The organism is Rhodanobacter sp. Soil772 (assembly GCF_001428385.1).
Classification (GTDB): domain Bacteria; phylum Pseudomonadota; class Gammaproteobacteria; order Xanthomonadales; family Rhodanobacteraceae; genus Rhodanobacter.
Window position 1 is genome coordinate 963,354 of sequence record NZ_LMSK01000001.1, and the last position, 17,761, is coordinate 981,114.

At 67.6% G+C, this 17,761-nt stretch carries 16 protein-coding genes; 11 read left to right on the plus strand and 5 right to left on the minus strand.

The window, feature by feature from the left end; translation table 11 throughout:
• The first annotated feature begins 30 nt into the window (after window positions 1-30).
• Entirely contained in the window at window positions 31-2,439 is a 2,409-nt protein-coding gene (locus ASG75_RS04565; protein WP_056386114.1) for a DUF3772 domain-containing protein, read from the plus strand.
• 91 nt (window positions 2,440-2,530) lie between these two features.
• Window positions 2,531-2,959, plus strand: coding sequence for a VOC family protein (locus ASG75_RS04570; RefSeq protein WP_056386115.1), 429 nt, complete (start codon window positions 2,531-2,533; stop codon window positions 2,957-2,959).
• A 9-nt stretch (window positions 2,960-2,968) separates the two neighbouring features.
• On the opposite strand, the gene ASG75_RS04575 is transcribed toward ASG75_RS04570, so the two are convergent.
• Window positions 2,969-4,597, minus strand: coding sequence for an alpha/beta hydrolase-fold protein (locus ASG75_RS04575; RefSeq protein ID WP_056386117.1), 1,629 nt, complete (start codon window positions 4,595-4,597; stop codon window positions 2,969-2,971).
• 61 nt (window positions 4,598-4,658) lie between these two features.
• On the minus strand, window positions 4,659-6,338 hold the full coding sequence (locus ASG75_RS04580) for a serine hydrolase (protein WP_056386120.1): 1,680 nt from the start codon (window positions 6,336-6,338) through the stop codon (window positions 4,659-4,661).
• 154 nt (window positions 6,339-6,492) lie between these two features.
• Between ASG75_RS04580 and ASG75_RS04585 the strand changes: the two genes are divergently transcribed.
• Window positions 6,493-7,287: a phosphatase PAP2 family protein gene (locus tag ASG75_RS04585; protein ID WP_056386122.1), complete on the plus strand. Its 795-nt coding sequence runs from the start codon at window positions 6,493-6,495 to the stop codon at window positions 7,285-7,287.
• Complete coding sequence (locus tag ASG75_RS04590) at window positions 7,284-8,117, plus strand: DUF72 domain-containing protein (protein WP_056386124.1); 834 nt, start codon at window positions 7,284-7,286, stop codon at window positions 8,115-8,117. The genes ASG75_RS04585 and ASG75_RS04590 overlap by 4 nt, the downstream gene beginning before the upstream one ends.
• On the opposite strand, the gene ASG75_RS04595 is transcribed toward ASG75_RS04590, so the two are convergent.
• Window positions 8,118-9,677, minus strand: a complete 1,560-nt coding sequence (locus tag ASG75_RS04595) for an oligopeptide:H+ symporter (protein ID WP_056386126.1) — start codon at window positions 9,675-9,677, stop codon at window positions 8,118-8,120.
• A 138-nt stretch (window positions 9,678-9,815) separates the two neighbouring features.
• Complete coding sequence (locus ASG75_RS04600) at window positions 9,816-10,184, minus strand: VOC family protein (protein WP_056386128.1); 369 nt, start codon at window positions 10,182-10,184, stop codon at window positions 9,816-9,818.
• 168 nt (window positions 10,185-10,352) lie between these two features.
• Here ASG75_RS04600 and ASG75_RS04605 point away from each other — a divergent pair, with 168 nt between their 5' ends.
• Genes ASG75_RS04605 through ASG75_RS04615 form a run of 3 tightly spaced genes read left to right on the plus strand, consistent with a single transcriptional unit; the run spans window position 10,353 to window position 11,474 of the window.
• Window positions 10,353-10,766, plus strand: a complete 414-nt coding sequence (locus ASG75_RS04605; RefSeq protein WP_056386129.1) for a ribonuclease domain-containing protein — start codon at window positions 10,353-10,355, stop codon at window positions 10,764-10,766.
• Window positions 10,763-11,206: a barstar family protein gene (locus ASG75_RS04610; RefSeq protein ID WP_056386132.1), complete on the plus strand. Its 444-nt coding sequence runs from the start codon at window positions 10,763-10,765 to the stop codon at window positions 11,204-11,206. Before ASG75_RS04605 ends, ASG75_RS04610 begins: the two co-directional genes overlap by 4 nt.
• 31 nt (window positions 11,207-11,237) lie before the next feature.
• Window positions 11,238-11,474 (plus strand): RNA-binding S4 domain-containing protein, encoded by a 237-nt coding sequence (locus tag ASG75_RS04615; RefSeq protein ID WP_056386133.1) that lies wholly within the window; start codon window positions 11,238-11,240, stop codon window positions 11,472-11,474.
• A 74-nt stretch (window positions 11,475-11,548) separates the two neighbouring features.
• On the opposite strand, the gene ASG75_RS04620 is transcribed toward ASG75_RS04615, so the two are convergent.
• Complete coding sequence (locus tag ASG75_RS04620; protein ID WP_056386135.1) at window positions 11,549-12,373, minus strand: arylamine N-acetyltransferase; 825 nt, start codon at window positions 12,371-12,373, stop codon at window positions 11,549-11,551.
• 130 nt (window positions 12,374-12,503) lie between these two features.
• Here ASG75_RS04620 and msrA point away from each other — a divergent pair, with 130 nt between their 5' ends.
• The 4 genes from msrA (at window position 12,504) to ASG75_RS04640 (ending at window position 17,709) form a co-directional block, all read left to right on the plus strand.
• Window positions 12,504-13,208 carry a peptide-methionine (S)-S-oxide reductase MsrA gene (msrA, locus tag ASG75_RS04625; protein WP_056386137.1) on the plus strand — a complete coding sequence of 235 codons (705 nt, stop codon included), beginning with the start codon at window positions 12,504-12,506 and terminating at the stop codon, window positions 13,206-13,208.
• A gap of 99 nt (window positions 13,209-13,307) precedes the next feature.
• Window positions 13,308-15,155 carry an ABC transporter ATP-binding protein gene (locus ASG75_RS04630; RefSeq protein WP_235580144.1) on the plus strand — a complete coding sequence of 616 codons (1,848 nt, stop codon included), beginning with the start codon at window positions 13,308-13,310 and terminating at the stop codon, window positions 15,153-15,155.
• A gap of 74 nt (window positions 15,156-15,229) precedes the next feature.
• On the plus strand, window positions 15,230-17,119 hold the full coding sequence (parE, locus tag ASG75_RS04635; RefSeq protein WP_056386138.1) for a DNA topoisomerase IV subunit B: 1,890 nt from the start codon (window positions 15,230-15,232) through the stop codon (window positions 17,117-17,119).
• 68 nt (window positions 17,120-17,187) lie between these two features.
• Window positions 17,188-17,709 carry a 3-hydroxyanthranilate 3,4-dioxygenase gene (locus tag ASG75_RS04640; protein WP_056386140.1) on the plus strand — a complete coding sequence of 174 codons (522 nt, stop codon included), beginning with the start codon at window positions 17,188-17,190 and terminating at the stop codon, window positions 17,707-17,709.
• The last annotated feature ends 52 nt before the right edge of the window (window positions 17,710-17,761 follow it).

The following is a 17,761-nucleotide window of genomic DNA, read 5'->3' on the forward strand; positions in this document are numbered from 1 at the left end:
CGCCTGCGGCGGCGCTCCGATCATGGGCGGATGCCTACCCTGCTCCGTTGCCTCCTGCTCCTGCTGCTGACTCTCGGCAGCACCGCGTCGCTTGCCCAGAGCAGCGACCCGTCATCGACTGCCGTGCCGGCGGCGACGCCCGCGCAAACACTCGACCAGCTGGGCAGCCAGCTCGACACCGTCAAGGCCGCGCTGAAGGACAAGAAATCCGAAGTGCCGCTGGCCGACCTGCGCACCACCGCGCTCGGCGTGCAGGACCAGTCGCGCCAACTGGCCACCAACCTCGCGCCGCAGATGACCGCCTTGCAGGCGCAACTTGCCGTGCTGGGTCCGGCGCCGGCGAAGGGCGCACCGGCGGAAGCACCGGAGGTCGCCGCGCAGCGCCGCAAGCTGGACAAGGCACAGGCCGACCTGGACGCGCAGATCAAACAGGCGCAACTGCTCGGCCAGAACGCGGCGCAACTGGCGGCGCAGATCACCGGCCTGCGCAACGACGAGTTCCAGGCAAAGCTTGCGTCGCGCACGGCCACGCCGTTCAGCCGCACGTTCTGGGCCGATCCGGTGCGGGCGTTTCCGGATGACATGGTGCGGCTCAGGCGCCTCGGCGCACGCTTCGCCGGCACCGTGGAGCAGGCATGGCAACCGCCGAACCGGCAGCCGCTAGCGTGGTGCCTGATCGCTGCCGCGCTGCTGCTGGGCGGCGGCCGCTGGGTGCTGGAACGGCTGTTGCTGCTGCTGGCCGCACGCCATGTACCGGACGGCCACTTGCGGCGCAGCGCGATGGCCGTCGCGGTGGCGCTGACCGCGGTCCTCACCACCGGGCTGGCCGCGCAACTGGCCTACCTGGGACTGAACTGGAACGACATCCTGGACGATGACCTCGCGGCGCTGGCCACCAGCGTCGTCGGACTGGTGTGCTTTGCCGCGTACGTGACGGGGCTTGGCCGCGCGCTGCTGTCGGTACGGCGGCCGTCCTGGCGTCTGCCGGCGCTGGCGGACCTGGCGGCGCAGCGGCTGCGCCTGTTCCCCTGGCTGCTGGCCGCGGCGGCGCTGCTGTTCGGCCTGCTCGACCGCACCAGCCGCGCGATCGGCATCAGCCTGCCGGCGACGGTGGCCACGCGCGGCCTGTTCGCGCTGGCCATCAGCGGCCTGATCGGCCTGGCCCTGCTGCGCCTGCACCGCACCCGTCGGGAACTGGCCGCCAGCGGCGCCGAGCCGGAGCACCGACCGGTATGGATCGGCCTGCTCAGCGCGGCCGCCACGCTCGGCGTGGCAGTCAGCTGGCTGGGCGTGGCCACCGGTTTCATCGCGCTGGCGTTCTTCGTCGCCGTGCAGATGCTGTGGGTCGGCGTGATCGTGGCCACGGTGTATCTGCTGATCCACCTGATCACCGACCTGATCGACACCTTGCTGTCGCCGCGCGGGCGCAGCGGCCAGCGGTTGCAGACCACCTTCCAGCTGGCGCCGCACACGCTGGAACAGACCGCCATTCTGCTCGCCGGTATCTGTCGCGTGGGGTTGGCGCTGCTGGCGCTGGCGACCGTGCTGACCCCGTTCGGCGCCGGCCCGAAGGACCTGCTGGCGAGCGCCGAACAGACCCTCGGCAGTTTCAGGCTCGGCGACCTGGCGATCAACCCGGGCAGCATCTTCAGCGCCGCGCTGGTGCTGGTGGCGGGGCTGTTCGTGCTGCGCATGCTCAAGCGCTGGCTACGCGAGCAACTGCTGCCGAAGTCCACGATGGAACCGGGCATGCAGGACTCCATCGCCACTCTGCTCGGCTACCTCGGCGGCATGCTGGTGTTCGTGCTGACGCTGGCCGCGCTGCAGGTGGACCTGAAGAGCATCGCCTGGATCGTCAGCGCGCTGTCGGTAGGCATCGGCTTCGGCCTGCAGGCAATCGTGCAGAACTTCATCTCCGGGTTGATCCTGCTGGTCGAGCGGCCGGTGAAGGTGGGCGACTGGGTCAGCCTGTCGAGCGACGTCGAGGGCGACATCCGCCGCATCAACGTGCGCGCCACCGAGATCCAGATGGGCGACCGCTCCACCGTGATCGTGCCGAATTCGCAGCTGATCACCCAGAACGTGCGCAACGTGACCCTGGCCAACGCGCAAGGCCGCGTGCAGATCAAGCTGCCGATGCCGCTGGATACCGACGCGGGCAAGGTGCGCGAGCTGGTGCTGGGAATTCTGCGCGCGCACCAGGGCACGCTGGCCACGCCGGCGCCGTACGTGCAGCTGGAAAACGTCGCCGCCGGCGTGATGACGTTCAACTGCGTCGCCTACGTCGGCAGCCCGCGTGAAGTCAGCAGCGTGAAGAGCGATCTGCTGTTCGAGATCCTCGAACGCCTGCGCAGCGAGCGGCTGCCGATGACCAGCCCGCAAAGCATGCTGGTGCGCACCTTGCCGCCGCCGGTCGAAAGCGACGACAGCACCGGCTGAGTCGACGCCTGTCGCGGCGGTCGCTCCCGGCCAGGACAGGAAGCGATGGGCGCGCTAGCCTGTGTGCGGTTCCCGCCAATGGAGTCCCGTCATGTCGGCATCCCATCCCCACGGCAGCACCATCATTCCCTGCCTGCGCTACCGCGACGCACACGCCGCGATCGAGTGGCTGTGCAAGGCGTTCGGCTTCGAGAAGCAGGCGGTCTACGAGAACGAGGACGGCGGCGTGGAACACGCCCAGCTCATCTTCGGCAGCGGCATGGTCATGCTCGGCGAAGTGCGCGACAACGAGTTCGGCCGGCATATCGCCCAGCCCGACGAGATCGGCGGCCGCGAAACGCAATGCGCCTGCGTGATCGTCAGCAATTGCAAGTCGCATTACCAGCAGGCGAAAGCCGCCGGCGCGGTGATCGTCGACGACTACGCCGAGAAGGACTACGGCGGCGCCGGCTACAGCTGCCACGACCCGGAAGGCCACCTGTGGTACTTCGGCAGCTACGACCCATGGCAGCCGGAGTGACGACGCCCGTTACAGCGCCGTAGCGACCCGCTTCAACTTCGAATCCGGCCGCGCGACCGCGTACATTTCCCAGCTGATCTGCTTGAGCAGGGCCGTGCGGTCGTCGCCCTGCGCGTACAGGTCGAAGTGGGTCTTGCCCGGCAGGAAGCGGAAGTCCGACTTCGCACCCAGGCCGTCCAGCACGGCCTTGAGCTTGTGCGAGGCGCCGTCGAGATAGAACGTGTCGGCGGTGCCCACGACCACGTGGATCTTGCCGTCCAGGTCGGCCTTCAGCCGCGGCCAGTTCGCCTGCACGAGGTGGGCGATGTCGTAGTGCTCGCGCCAATAGGCGACCACCGCCGGGTCGACCGCGCCGGTGTCGCGATCGAACATCGGCATCGGCCGGCCGGCCGCACCGCGCGGCGAGAACACCCAGTCGAACGAGGCCATCTGGCCGCCGTACTCGCCCAGCACGCGCTCGAGCTTCGCGAACGCCTCGAAGCTGGCCAGCACCTTGCCCTTGTCGCGCACCAGCGGGTAGGCGGAACCGTCTGCCCGGCGATACACGTTCGCGTTCGGCGCGTACAGATCCACGCCGGTGAAATCGTGGAAGTCGCTGGAGTCGGGCGAGGTCGACCAGGTGCCGCCGAAGACCTGCGGATAGCGCGTCTGCAGCCACAGCGTGGCCCAGCCGCCGGAGGAATGGCCGGTGAGGAAGCGGCCGCTCGGCTGGCCGTCCATGCGGTAACGCGATTCCAGTTGCGGGATCAGCTCGGCGGTCAGCGCCTGGCCCCACGGGCCATTGTTCACCGAGTCGGCGAATTCGTGCGTGCCGGTGGCGCTGGACTCGTCCAGGAACACCCAGATCATCGGCGGCATCCGCCCGCTGGCCATGCCCGCCCAGGTATTGACGATGCTGCCGGTGAAGCGGTCGACGTTGCCGCCGAAACCGTGCGTGCTGTAGACCACCGGGTAGCGTTCCGGCTTCTTCGCGTCATAGCCGGGCGGCAGCAGCACCCAGCCGCGCATGGGGATCGACCGGCCCCAGAACGCGCTCAGCGCGGGGCTGATGAAGTCGATCGACTCGGTATGACGACGCGCTTCCGGCAACGCCGCGCGCACCGCCTCCGGCGCCGACGGCGCCAGCGTCCACGGCTCATGCGCCGGTACCGCCCGGGTCAACGGCAGGGTCGGCGTGGTGCTGGCGGGAAGATGCATCCGCACCACCTCGCTGACGAGGTCGCCGGCATCGCGTCCGGTGTAGTTGTAGTTGTGATCGACGTCGAGCACGGCCTGCACGAAGTAATCGCCGGGCGGCAGCTGCGACCAGCCGGCCGGGTACGCCAGCGCATCGGCGTCGATGTCCACGCCCTGCCCTGGTGCCAACCGGCTCACTTCGCGTGCGGCCACGGAGGCCTGCGTGGCGCCGAATGGATTGGCATCCACCTCGTCGACCTTGCCGTCCTTCGCCGCGGCGATGGCCGCCTTGGCATCGGTGGCGAACAGCAGCAGCCGGCCCGACGCCGGCTGGGTCAGCGTACTGCCCAGTTGGACATGGAACTGGCTGTGCGCCGCCGGCGCGTCGGTGCGCGCCAATGCCACGCCGGCGAACAGGCCGCAGCCCAGCACGATCGCTACTGCACGATGCATGTCACGCATGTCGATTCCCCAACATCACGGCGGTGGAAAGGCCGGGGCCGCGATCGACCCCGGCGCCTGTTCAAGGCTTGTCGGTATCCGGCTTGTCCGCCACCGGCACCATGCGCAGGTCCTGGAAGTCGAAGCTGAAGTCGGTCAGCGGCGAGATCGGCTGCATGCGCACTTCGCTGACATGGCCGTCCACGTCCAGGCTGAAGGTGACGAACGCATCGGCGTTGAGCGTGCGGTCGTCCCAGCGCACGGTGAAGGTGTCGTGCTGCCACGGCGTCATCGTGCCGACCAGCTGCGCAGTCTTCGAGAAACGCAGGCGCAACTTACCGTTCTCATGGCTGACGATGACGTCGCCGTACCATGGGTCGCGGTAGGTGCCGGCATACTTCGCCAGCGCCAGCGAGGGCTTGCTGCGCTTGTCGCGCGCCGCCGCGTGCTTGGCCAGGCTGTCGTCGGCCTTGGCCTCGGATTTCTTCACCGCCTTGTCGTACGCGCCGACCCAGTCGGTCTTGTGGTCGGGATTCAGGTACGCGTCGAGCACGCGGTAGGTCACCGCGTTGAACGCAGCGCCGGATTCGGCGTTGGTCAGCACCACCACGCCGAGCTTCAGCTCCGGCACCAGGGTCACCCGCGAGACCATGCCGGGCCAGCCGCCGGTATGCCAGACCAGCTTCTTGCCGAGGTAGTCGGACAGGAACCAGCTTTCGCCGTAGCCGGAAAAATTCGGCACCAGCGGCGCCAGTTCGGGAATCGGCGGCTTGCCGACCTTGATCGGGGTCAGCACGCTCCACATCTCGCGCTGGCTGTCCTCGGAGAACAGCCGCGCCGGCTTGCCGTCGGCGCCCATCGCGGGCAAGACGCCGCCGGCCAGCTGCACGTTCATCCACTTCGCCAGGTCGTGCACGCTGGAATAGATGCCGCCGGCGCCAGGGTCGTTGAGCCAGGCCATCGGCGGCACCGGCTTGAGATCCTTGAAGTCGGCCTTGGCGTGGCCGGTGGCCACGTCCATGCCCGACTTCAGGTAGGTCATGTCGACCAGCGACTCGTCCATGCCGACCGGCTTGAACAGGTGCTCGCGCACGTAGTCGGCATAGCTCTGACCGGACGCCTGCTCGATCACCAGAGTAGCCACCGCGAACAGGATGTTGTCGTAGGCGTAGCCGCTGCGGAAGCCGTTCTTGATCGGCACGTGGGCCAGCCGCTGCACTACTTCCTTGGTGCTGTACGAGGTCGGCGGCCAGTACAGCAGATCGCCCGCGCCGAGGCTCAGGCCGCTGCGGTGCGCCAGCAGGTCGCGGATGCGCATCTCGTGGGTCACATACGGATCGGACATGCGGAACCACGGCAGGTGGTCGATCACGCGGTCGTCCATCTTCAGCTTGCCGGCGCCCGCCAGCTGCTGCAGCGCGGCGGCGGTGAACGCCTTGGTGTTGGAGGCAATCGCGAACAGCGTGCGCGCGTCGACCGGGTTCGGCTTGCCGATTTCGCGCAGGCCGAAGCCCTGCTCCATCACCACCTTGCCGTCCTTGACGATCGCCACGGCGATGCCCGGCACGTCAAAGGTCTTGCGCGCACTGTCGACGTAGGCGCCGAAATCCTGCAGCTGCTCGGGCAGCATCGGCCGCACGAGGTCGCCGGTCGAAACCGGCGGCGGCGACTGCGCGGCCGGAGCCTGTGCCCACGTGGCGGTGGTGGAAACGAGCAGCGCGCAGCAGAGCGCCAGGCGCAGGGAGAGGGGTCGCTGGGACATCGAAGGCTCCGCGGATGACAATCGCGCCACTATCGCGGCAAACCGGAGGCAAGGCCAGCGCTGGAAGTCATAGCCGGCTCGACGCGACACACGGCAACGCCGATCATGGCGCCATCGTGCCGCGCAGCGCGGCCACGTCGAACCGAGGAACGCGATGGACCCCATGCTGGAATGGATCGCCGCCCATGCCCTGCGGCTGTGGGCGCTGCTGCTGTTGCTGGCCGTACTGGCCGGCGACCTCGCCTGGCAACACAACGCGCGCTGGCAGCGCCATGCGCTCGCCCGCGGCCGTGCGTCGACCGCGCTGCGCTGGCAGGTCGGGCTGATCCTGCTGGCGGCGCTGGCGCTGCTGTTCCTCGCCATCGCCTCCGCCATCGCCGGGCAACAGGCCGGCGAGCTGGTGCGCTTCGACGCCGGCCTGGCCGAGAACCTGCGCGCGCAGCTGCCGCTGCCGATACTGCGTGGCATTGCCGTGGTCACCCATCTCGGCGACCTGCTGTGGGTGGCGCCGGCGGCGGCTGTGGTCGCGCTGCTCCTGCTGCTGCGCCGGCACGGGCAGCTGGCGGGCATCTGGGTGGTGGCCCTGCTCGGCATCATGCCGATCAACGGCGGCCTCAAGGCGCTGTTCCAGCGGGTGCGGCCGCTGCACGACCACGGCTTCGTCGTCGAACCCGGCTGGAGTTTCCCCAGCGGCCATGCATTCGGCGCCATCGTGTTCTACGGCATGCTCGCCTACGTGCTGCTGCGCCTGCTGCCGCCACGATTCCACCGCGCGGTGATCGCCGCTGCGGTGCTGTTGGTCGGCGTGGTCGGGATCAGCCGCATCCTGCTGCAGGTGCATTATTTCAGCGACGTGATGGCCGGCTACGCCGCCGGCGCGGCGTGGCTGGTGCTGTGCATCGGCGCCGCCGAACACCTGGGCAAGCCGGCCGCGGGAGCGCAGCCATGAACGACCTGTTCGCGCCGGCCAGTCCCGCCGGCCCGCGCATCCGCGTCGGCATCGGCGGCTGGAACTACGCGCCGTGGCGCGACAACTTCTACCCGGCCAAACTGGTGCAGCGGCGCGAGCTGGAATACGCCAGCCACCAGCTGCGCGCGATCGAGATCAACGGCACGTTCTACGGCGCGCAGAAACCGGCCACCTACGCGAAGTGGGCGGCAGAGACGCCGGCCAGCTTCATCTTTTCATTGAAGGCGCCGCGCTACATCACCGAGGGCAAGCGGCTGGCCGATACCGGCAAGGGCGTCAGCGGCTTCGTGCACGGTGGCCTGGCGGAGATGGGCGACCGGCTGGGGCCGATCCTATGGCAGTTGCCGCCATCGCGGCCGTTCGACGCCGGCGACCTCGCCGCCTTTCTCGATGCGCTGCCGCGCGAACTGAACGGCCAACCGCTGCGCCACGTGCTGGAAGTGCGCCATCCCAGTTTCCTGAGCACACGCTACGTGGAACTCGCACGCACGCAACGCGTGCCGACCGTATTCACCGACTCGCCCGACTACCCCTCGCTGGCCGACCTCACCGGCGATTTCGGCTACGCACGATTGATGCGCAGCGCCGACGAGATCCCCACCGGTTATGCGCCGACCGAGCTGGATCGCTGGGCCAGCCATGCGCGCACCTGGGCCGCGGGCAACGACATCGCCGACCTGCCGCACGCCGCCGCGCTGCAGCCGCCAGGGCCGCCACGCGACGTGTTCGTGTTCTTCATCAGCGCCGCCAAGCACCGCAACCCGGCCGCGGCGATGGCGCTGCAGTCGCGCGTGGATGCGTTGGCCTGATCAGCCGGAGCGGTAGTTGTCCACTTCGCGATAGCGCCGCGCATACAGTCCGAACGCCAGCGCGGCGAGCAACGCGAACGCGGCGAAGAAGAACATCTGGAACGCGGTGACGCTGAGTCCAGTGTGGGCGATCGAACCGGTCACTGTGCCGTTGCGTACCGCCGCGTTGGCCAGCAGCACCCACAGGTTGCCGATGGTCGTGGTGAGGTTCCAGAAGCTCATCACCACGCCTTTCATCGACGCCGGCGCCTGGCTGTAGGCGAACTCCAGCCCGGTCGCCGAGACCAGCACCTCGCCGAAGGTCAGCAGCGCATACGGCAGCACCTGCCACACGATCGACAGCGGATCGCCGCCGTCGATCACCACCTGCAGCCCGCCCACGACGATCCACGCCAGGCCGCTGAACGCGATGCCGGCGGTCATCCGGCGCAGCGCGGTGGGCTCGTAGCCGAGGCGGCGCAGCAACGGATACAGCACCAGGTTGTTGAACGGAATCAGCAGCATCACCAGCATCGGGTTCAGCGCCTGCATCTGCGCGGAATGGAACCACGACGGCATGGTCATCTCGTGGCCCTGCACCACCCAGGTCGAGGCCTTCTGGTCGAACAGCGAGAAGAACGGCGTGGTCAGCGCGAAGATCACCAGCACGCGCAGCACGTTGCGCGCGCCGTCCACCGCCGCGTCCGGATGCAGGCCGCGGGCACGCTCCATCTGCAGCCAGGCGCCGCCGCCGACGCCGCCGATCAGCGCCACCAGCGCGAGGCAGGCCACGATCACGAAGCCGAGCGAGCCGATCAGACTGAAGCCGCCCAGCGCCACCAGCACGCCGGCGACCGCGATCCACAAGCCGGGCCGCGCCTGTCCGGGCCGATGGGTCAGCAACGCGGTGCGCAGCACCCGCGAGAACGCGTTGGGGTCCGGCGGCGTCGGCGGCAGCATCACGTACTGCCGGCGGCCCAGCCAGAACACCACGGTGGCGATGAACATCAGGCCGCCGGGAATGCCGAACGCCACCGCCGCGCCGAAGTGGTGCAGGAACAGCGGCATCAGCAGCGAGGCGAAGAACGAGCCGAAGTTGATGATCCAGTAGAACGCGTCGAACACCATTTTCGCCAGGTGCTTGTTCGACCGGTCGAACTGGTCGCCCATGAACGACGCCACCAGCGGCTTGATGCCGCCCGCACCCAGCGCGATCAGGCCCAGGCCGGTGAAGAAGCCGAGGCGGTTGTGCTCGAAGAACGCCAGGCAGGCGTGACCCAGGCAATACACCAGGCTCATCCACAGTACGGTGTTGTACTTGCCGAAGAAGCGGTCGGCCAGCCAGCCGCCCAGCAACGGGAAGAAGTACACACCGATCACGAAGGTATGGAATACATCCTTCGCCGCCAGCGTGCGCTGGCCTTCCGGCATGTACAGCAGCAAGGTGGTGATCAGGAACGGGGTGAGGATGTTGCGCATCCCGTAGAACGAGAAACGCTCGCAGCCTTCGTTGCCGATGATGTAGGCAATCTGCCGCGGCAGGCGCCCGCCGTGGGGCGCGGTGTCGGTGGCGGTACTCATCCACACTCCTGAAGGTCATGAAACCGGCACGCAGCAGGCTGCGATACCGGCATTCAATCCCCGAGTGTGCGTAATTTCCTGCGAATGTGAAACCCCTCCCTGCGCGATGGCCGCCACGGCGGCCCCGCCGATGCCGGGTCAGCCGATGAAGAACGCATTGAGCTTGTGGCCTTCCGGGTCGCGGAAATAACCCGCGTAGAAGCTGCCGCCGCGGTCGCCCGGTGCGCCCTCGTCGCTGGCGCCCAGTGCCATTGCCTTCGCGTACAGGCGATCGACCTTGTCGCGGCTGTCCATCGCCAGCGCCACCATGGCGCCGTTGCCGACACTGGCCGGTTTGCCGTCGAACGGCTTGATCAGCACCACGCTCGGTTGCTGCAACGACACGCCCCAGAAAATGAAGCGGTCCGTTTCCATCAGCCGCTTCGCGCCGAGCTCGCCCAGCAGGGCGTCGTAGAACAGCGCCGCACGCGGCAGATCGTTGCTACCGAGGGTGACATAGCCAATCATGATGAATTCCTGGATTCGAAAGAGAGAACATCGTTTGCCGCGAAGCATGTTAGGCGACATCGGGATCGGGCAACAGCTCGCCTCGCCGCGCGCTTCCGGCACGGAGTCACCAGGATAGGCTCTACACTTTCGCCATCCGCCCGTCGGGGCAGCAGGTACGATTTACTCATGGGTCGATTGAAACCACTGCCATGGCTCGTGCTGCTGGTCGGCGCAGCCTTGTTCTGGAACCACCGCGCGCCGCCGTCATCCTCCGCCCTGGCACCGGAGCGCACCGCTACAACCGTCACCGCACCGGCCAGCACCCTGCCGGAGTTCCTGCCGGCGGAGGCGCACGCCACGCTGGATCGGATCGCCCGCGGCGGCCCGTTCGAGCACAACCAGGACGGCGGCGTGTTCGGCAACTACGAGGGCCTGCTGCCGCAACAGCCGCGCGGCTACTACCACGAGTACACGGTGGAAACGCCCGGCGCGCGCAACCGCGGCGCGCGGCGCATCATCACTGGCGGCACGCCGCCGGTGGCCTGGTACTACACCGACGATCATTACCGCAGCTTCCGCCGTTTCGAGGTGGACCGATGAGTCAACACGGTTTCGATCTGGACTTGACCAAGCCCACCCAGAGCGGGGTGTACTTCGTTGGCGTCAACGATCTCGACCGGCTCGCGCGCGCCGCCGCCCGCGACGAATTGCGCGTCTGCCGCACCGACCTCGCCGGCTGTCACGACAAGGATGAACTGCTGCGTCGGCTCSCCGTGTCGCTGCAGTTGCCGGCCACGTTCGGCCACAACTGGGACGCGCTGGCCGACTGCCTGCGCGACCTCGGCTGGATGCCCGCCTGGGGCTACGTGCTGCTGTTCGGGCACACCAACGAATTGCGCCAGTCCGCCGCAGCGGACTACGACATCCTGCTCGGCATCCTCGATGATGCAGCCACCTTCGGCAGCGACCACGACATGCCGTGGTTCGCGTTCCTGGCGCTGCCCGACAGCGCGTTCGACGATCATCATCCGTCCGCCTGAACGCGGGCCGCTTCCTTCACCCTGGAAAACCATGCAAACCATCGATTTTGAACTGGAAGGCGACTACGTCGAGCTCAACATGCTGTTGAAGCTGATCGGCCTGTGCGACAGCGGCGGCGCCGGCAAGGCGATCGTGGCCAGCGGCGCAGTGCACGTCGACGGCGCCATGGAGCTGCGCAAGACCTGCAAGATCCATGCGGGCCAGGTGGTCGGCATCGACGACGTGGAGATCCGCGTGCTGGCGGAAGGAACGAAGAGCGAGGAGTGAGTGGCGAGGAGTGAGAAAAGAGAGAAGAGCGTGAAGCCGAGGCCGGCTTTCTCTCACTCCTCACTTCTCTTCACTCACTCCTCGCTCTTGGGCAACTCATCCAGCCGCCGGTCCAGGCCCGCGTGTTCGGGCAGGCGCAACAGGAATTCTTCTTCCAGCACGCGCCGTATCGCGGCGCTGTCGCGCAAGATGTGTCGCTCGGGCTCCAGGCCGAGCCGGCGCACGGTGTACTCATGGTTGAGCAGGCTCATGCGCCGGTCGGCGGTGGTGCGCGCCATGATCAGGTTGCTCGGGAAGCGCGACGCCGGATGCGTGGACACGTAGTGGTTGGCCACCACGTAATCGATCAGCTGGCTGGGCCGCAGGTCGAAACGGTACAGCGTCAGCCATTGTCCGTGCACCAGCGACTGCATGCGCCAGTCGCCGTCGCGCACGACCAGCCGAAACGGTTCGTGGCCGGTCGGTTGCTCGATGTCGGCCTGCAGCCGCAACGCGCCGGTCAGCACTTGATTGCCGAAGCCGACGTCCGCCAGCCAGCTCTCGCCGTCCAGCTCGACGCGCAGCAGCATGTGGGTCTGCGCGGTGACAGTATCTTCCGGATGCCGCCACAGCACGCGCGCGATCAGCCCTGACGCATTGAAACCAATCGCCCGCAACACCTCGGCGAACAGCAGGTTCTGCTCGAAGCAGTAGCCGCCACGGCCGTCGTGCACCAGTTTCTGCTCCAGCGCGGCCGGATCGAGCGCGACCGGCAGGCCGAGCAGCGGGTTGAGGTTCTCGAACGGGATCGCAGCCACATGCGCGATGGCCAGCCCGCGCAAGGTCGCCAGGTCGGCAGCGACGGCACCCTGCCAGCCGACGCGCCGCAGATAAGCGTCCAGATCAATGGAACCGTGCATCCCGTACTCCACGAAAACCGACCGGCAGTGATGGTACCGGGCCAGCCGGCGCCGCACAGGTAACCGATGGCATACGGCGGGCGAAGAACAGGTATCGGGCCACCCGATGAGCATTCCAGCGAGGCGCAGCATGATCCGTCACAGCACACTCCATGTCATACCGCTGGCCGCTCTGTTGATGCTTGGCGTGAGCGCGTGCCAGCCGGTGTCCGCCGCCAGCGACGCGCTCCCGGCGCCGACGGTCGATGCTCCGAAAACCACCGCCCACGGCGAGCAGGTCGCGGTACTGGCCGGCGGCTGCTTCTGGGGCATCGAGGCGGTGTTCGAGCACGTCAAGGGCGTGCACCAGGTGATCGCCGGCTACTCCGGCGGCAACGCCGACACGGCGCACTACGACGAAGTCAGCGAGGGCGATACCGGCCACGCCGAATCGGTGCAGGTGCACTACGACCCGACCCAGGTCAGCTACGGCACCTTGCTGCAGGTGTTCTTCTCGGTTGCGCTCGACCCCACGGAACTCAACCGGCAGGGCCCGGACAGCGGCACGCAGTACCGCTCGGTGATCTTCTACGACAACGCCGAGCAGCAGCGGATCGCCAGCAGTTACATCGCGCAACTGACCGCAGCGAGATCCTTCCCGGCGCCGATCGTGACCCAGGTGGTGCCGCTGAAGGCGTTCTACCCGGCCGAGGCTTACCACCAGAACTATTTCCGCCTGCACCCGAACAACCCGTACATCGTCTACAACGACGCGCCGAAGGTGGCGCAGCTGAAGCAGCTGTTCCCGGCGCTGTACCAGCCGGACCGGCAGGTCGTGGAAGTTCAGCTGCGCTGACTTGCGCGAGGCGGCACGGCTCCCATCTTGCGTGAAGCGGCACGGCCCCCATCTCGGGAGTTCCGCGCAAACGGCGCCCACGGCCTGACGACTTCCCACGTGCCGCCCCACCATTCCCCCGAACCCGCCGAATCGACCGAGCTCACGCGCAGTTTCCTGGGCGTGTTCCGCTACAGCGGGCGCGCGCTGGAACTGGTGTGGAGTACCAGCCGGCCGCTGACCGTCGCACTGGCGCTGCTGACCCTGGTCGCCGGCCTGTTGCCGGCCGGCGTGGCGTACGTCGGCGCACACATCGTCGACGCGGTGGTGAACGCCAGCCGGTCATGGACCGCCAGCGGCCATGCCTCGTTGCGGCCGGTATTCGAATGGGTGGCGCTGGAAGGCCTGCTGGTGGCGGCGCTGGCCGGTGCGCAGCGCGGGCTGTCGATGTGCCAGTCGCTGCTGCGTGCGCAATTGGGGCAGCGCGTCAACGTGATGATCCTGGAGAAGGCGCTGACCCTGCAGCTGGCGCACTTCGAGGATTCGGAGTTCTACGACAAGCTCACCCGCGCCCGCCGCGAGGCGTCGAGCCGGCCGCTGTCGCTGGTGACACGCACGTTCGGGCTGGGCCAGAACGCGATCTCGCTGCTCAGCTACGGCAGCCTGCTGTTCCAGTTCTCGCCGTGGGCCGTGCTGGTGCTGCTGCTGGCCGGGCTGCCGTCGTTCTTCGCCGAGACGAAGTTCTCCGGCGACGCGTTCCGGCTGTTCCGCTGGCGCTCGCCGGAAACGCGCATGCAGCTGTACCTGGAAACCGTGCTGGCGCGCGAGGACCACGCCAAGGAAGTAAAGCTGTTCGGCCTCGGCCCGCTGCTGCTGGGCCGCTACCGCGACATCTTCGACAAGCTCTACAGCGACGACCGCGACCTCACCGTGCGCCGCGAGAGCTGGGGTTTCGGGCTGGGCCTGCTCGGCACGCTCACGTTGTACGGCGCGTACGCGTGGATCGCCGCCAGCACCGTCGTCGCGCGCATCACGCTGGGCCAGATGACGATGTACCTGATGCTGTTCCGCCAGGGCCAGTCGGCGGTGTCGGCGATGCTGTCGGCGATCGGCGGCATGTACGAGGACAACCTGTACCTGTCCACCCTCTACGAATACCTGGAAACCCCGGTGCCGCCTTCGCTGGGTGTCGCGCAACGCGGCGCAAAGCCCGACGACGGCATCCGCTTCGAGCATGTCGGTTTCACCTATCCCGGCGCCAGCGAACCGACGCTGCACGACATCAACCTGCACATCCGACCCGGCGAATCGCTGGCCCTGGTCGGCCAGAACGGTTCGGGCAAGACCACCCTGATCAAGCTGCTGACGCGACTGTATGCGCCGGACAGCGGCCGCATCCTGCTCGACGGCACCGACTTGCGCGACTGGGACGAAAGCACCCTGCTGCAACGCATCGGCGTGATCTTCCAGGACTTCGCGCGCTACCAGATGCGCGTGGGCGAGAACGTGGGCGCCGGCGATGTCAGCCACTTCGAGGATGCCGCGCGCTGGCGCGAGGCCAGCGACAAGGGCATGGCCAGCGACTTCATCGACAGCCTGCCGGCCGGCTTCGAGACCCAGCTCGGCAAGTGGTTCCGCGACGGCCGCGAATTGTCCGGCGGGCAATGGCAGAAGATCGCGCTGGCGCGTGCGTTCATGCGCTCGCGCGCGGACATCCTGGTACTGGACGAACCCACCGCCGCGATGGACGCCGCCGCCGAGGCGACCATCTTCGAACACTTCCGCGAACTGGCCGGAAACCGCATCGCGATCCTGATCTCGCACCGCTTCTCCACCGTGCGCATGGCCGACCAGATCATCGTGATCCAGGACGGCCGCATCGTGGAACACGGCAGCCACGAACAGCTGATGGCGCTGGGCGGCCACTATGCGCACCTGTTCTCGCTGCAGGCGCAGGGCTACCGCTGATCCAGCCGGTCGGCTTGACCATCGCCGCCCGCGCGCCCCATGCTTCGTTGTCTTGTCTGGATCGAAACACACGCATGAGCAGTCGCTACAACGCCGCCGATATCGAAGTCCTTTCCGGCCTGGATCCGGTCAAACGCCGCCCCGGCATGTATACCGACACCACCCGCCCGAACCATCTGGTGCAGGAGGTGGTGGACAACTCGGTGGACGAGGCGCTGGCCGGCCACGCGAAGACGATCGAGGTGGTGCTGCATGACGACGGCTCGGTGGAAGTGAGCGACGACGGCCGCGGCATGCCGGTGGACATCCACCCGGAAGAAGGCGTGTCCGGCGTCGAGCTGATCATGACCCGGCTGCATGCGGGCGGTAAGTTCAGCGGCAAGAACTACAACTTCTCCGGCGGCCTGCACGGCGTCGGCGTGTCGGTGGTCAACGCGCTGTCCGACCGGGTCGAGGTGACGATCCGCCGCGACGGTTCCGAATACCGCATGGCATTCGAGCACGGTGACAAGGTCAGCGAGCTGGAAGTCATCGGCACGGTGTCGAAACGGCGCAGCGGTACCACGCTGCAGTTTTGGCCGGAAGCGAAGTATTTCGACTCGCCGAAGATCTCGCTGGGCAAGCTCAAGCATCTGCTGCGCGCCAAGGCGGTGCTGTGCGCCGGCCTCAACGTGAAGCTCACCGACGAGGCTTCCGGCGAAGTCATCGAGTGGCACTACGAGGACGGCCTGCACGACTACCTGCGCGGCGAACTCGACGGCATCGAGGCGCTGCCGAACGAACTGTTCGTGCACCACATGGCACGCGACGTCGAAGGTCTGGAAGTGGCGCTGGCCTGGCTGCCGGAAGGCGAGCTAGTGCAGGAGAGCTACGTCAACCTGATCCCCACCGCGCAGGGCGGCACCCACGTCAACGGCCTGCGCACCGGCCTGACCACCGCGATCCGCGAGTTCTGCGACATTCGCAACCTGCTGCCGCGCGGCGTGAAGCTGGCGCCGGAAGACGTATGGGAGCGGCTGTCGTTCGTGCTGTCGACCCGGCTGCAGGATCCGCAGTTCGCCGGCCAGACCAAGGAGCGGCTGTCCTCGCGGCAGACCGCCGGCATGGTCGAGAACGTCATCCACGACGCCTTCAGCCTGTGGCTGAACCAGAACGTGGAGATGGGCGAGCGCATCGCCCAGCTGGCGATCGAGCGGGCCAGCGCGCGCCTGAAGGCCGCCAAGCAGATCGTGCGCAAGAAGATCACCCAGGGCCCGCAGCTGCCCGGCAAGCTGGCCGACTGCACCGCCACCGACCTCAGCCGCACCGAACTGTTCCTGGTCGAGGGCGACTCCGCCGGCGGCAGCGCCAAGCAGGCGCGCGACAAGGAGTTCCAGGCGATCCTGCCGCTGCGCGGCAAGATCCTCAACACCTGGGAAGTCGAATCGACCTCGGTGCTGGCCTCGGAAGAAGTGCACAACCTGGCCGTGGCGATCGGCTGCGACCCGGGCAAGGACGACCTGTCCAGCCTGCGCTACGGCAAGGTGATCATCCTCGCCGATGCGGACTCCGACGGCCTGCACATCGCCACCTTGCTGGCGGCACTGTTCCTGCGGCACTTCCCTAAACTGGTCAGCGAAGGCCATGTGTTCGTGGCGATGCCGCCGCTGTTCCGCGTCGACGTGGGCAAGCAGGTGTTCTACTGCCTCGACGAAAGCGAGAAGGAAGCGATGCTGCAGCGGGTCGAGCGCGAGAAGATGAAGGGCGCGGTCAGCACCACCCGCTTCAAGGGCTTGGGCGAGATGAACCCGCCGCAGCTGCGCGAGTCGACGATCCACCCCGACACCCGCCGCCTGGTGCAGCTCACCGTCGGCGACGACGATGGCACCGCCAAGCTGATGGACATGCTGCTGGCCAAGAAACGCGCCGGCGACCGGAAGGCCTGGCTGGAGGAAAAGGGCGACCTGGCGACGCTGGAGGTCTGAGCCGCCGCGGCTTTTTTTGCGGCCACGGCGGCGCTAAGGTGTCCGTTACTTCTCCAGGAACCACCGCCATGGCCTTGCTGCCGCCCATCAACCTCGAGCGCTGGATCGACGAACACCGTCACCTGCTGAAGCCGCCGGTGGGCAACAAGTGCATCGTCGACGGCGACTTCATCATCATGATCGTGGGCGGCCCGAACGCGCGCACCGACTACCACTACGACGAAGGCCCCGAGTTTTTCTATCAACTCGAGGGCGAGATCACGCTGAAGGTGCAGGTCGACGGCGTGGCCCGCGACATCCCGCTGCGCGCCGGCGAAATCTTCTACCTGCCGCCACGCGTGCCGCATTCGCCAAACCGTGCCGCCGGCTCCATCGGGCTGGTGATCGAGCGCCGCCGCGTCGCGGGCGAAAAAGACGGCCTGATGTGGTTCTGCGAACAGTGCAACCACAAGTTGTACGAGGAGTACTTCGTGCTCGACAGCATCGAGCATGATTTTCCGCCGGTGTTCGAGCGCTTCTACGGCTCGCGCGAGGCGCGCACCTGCGACGCCTGCGGCCACCTCAACCCGGCGCCGGCGAAATACGCGTAGGACGCGCACTGCCCGCCGCTTCTGCGCCGACGCATCGAATGTCCGCGGGCAA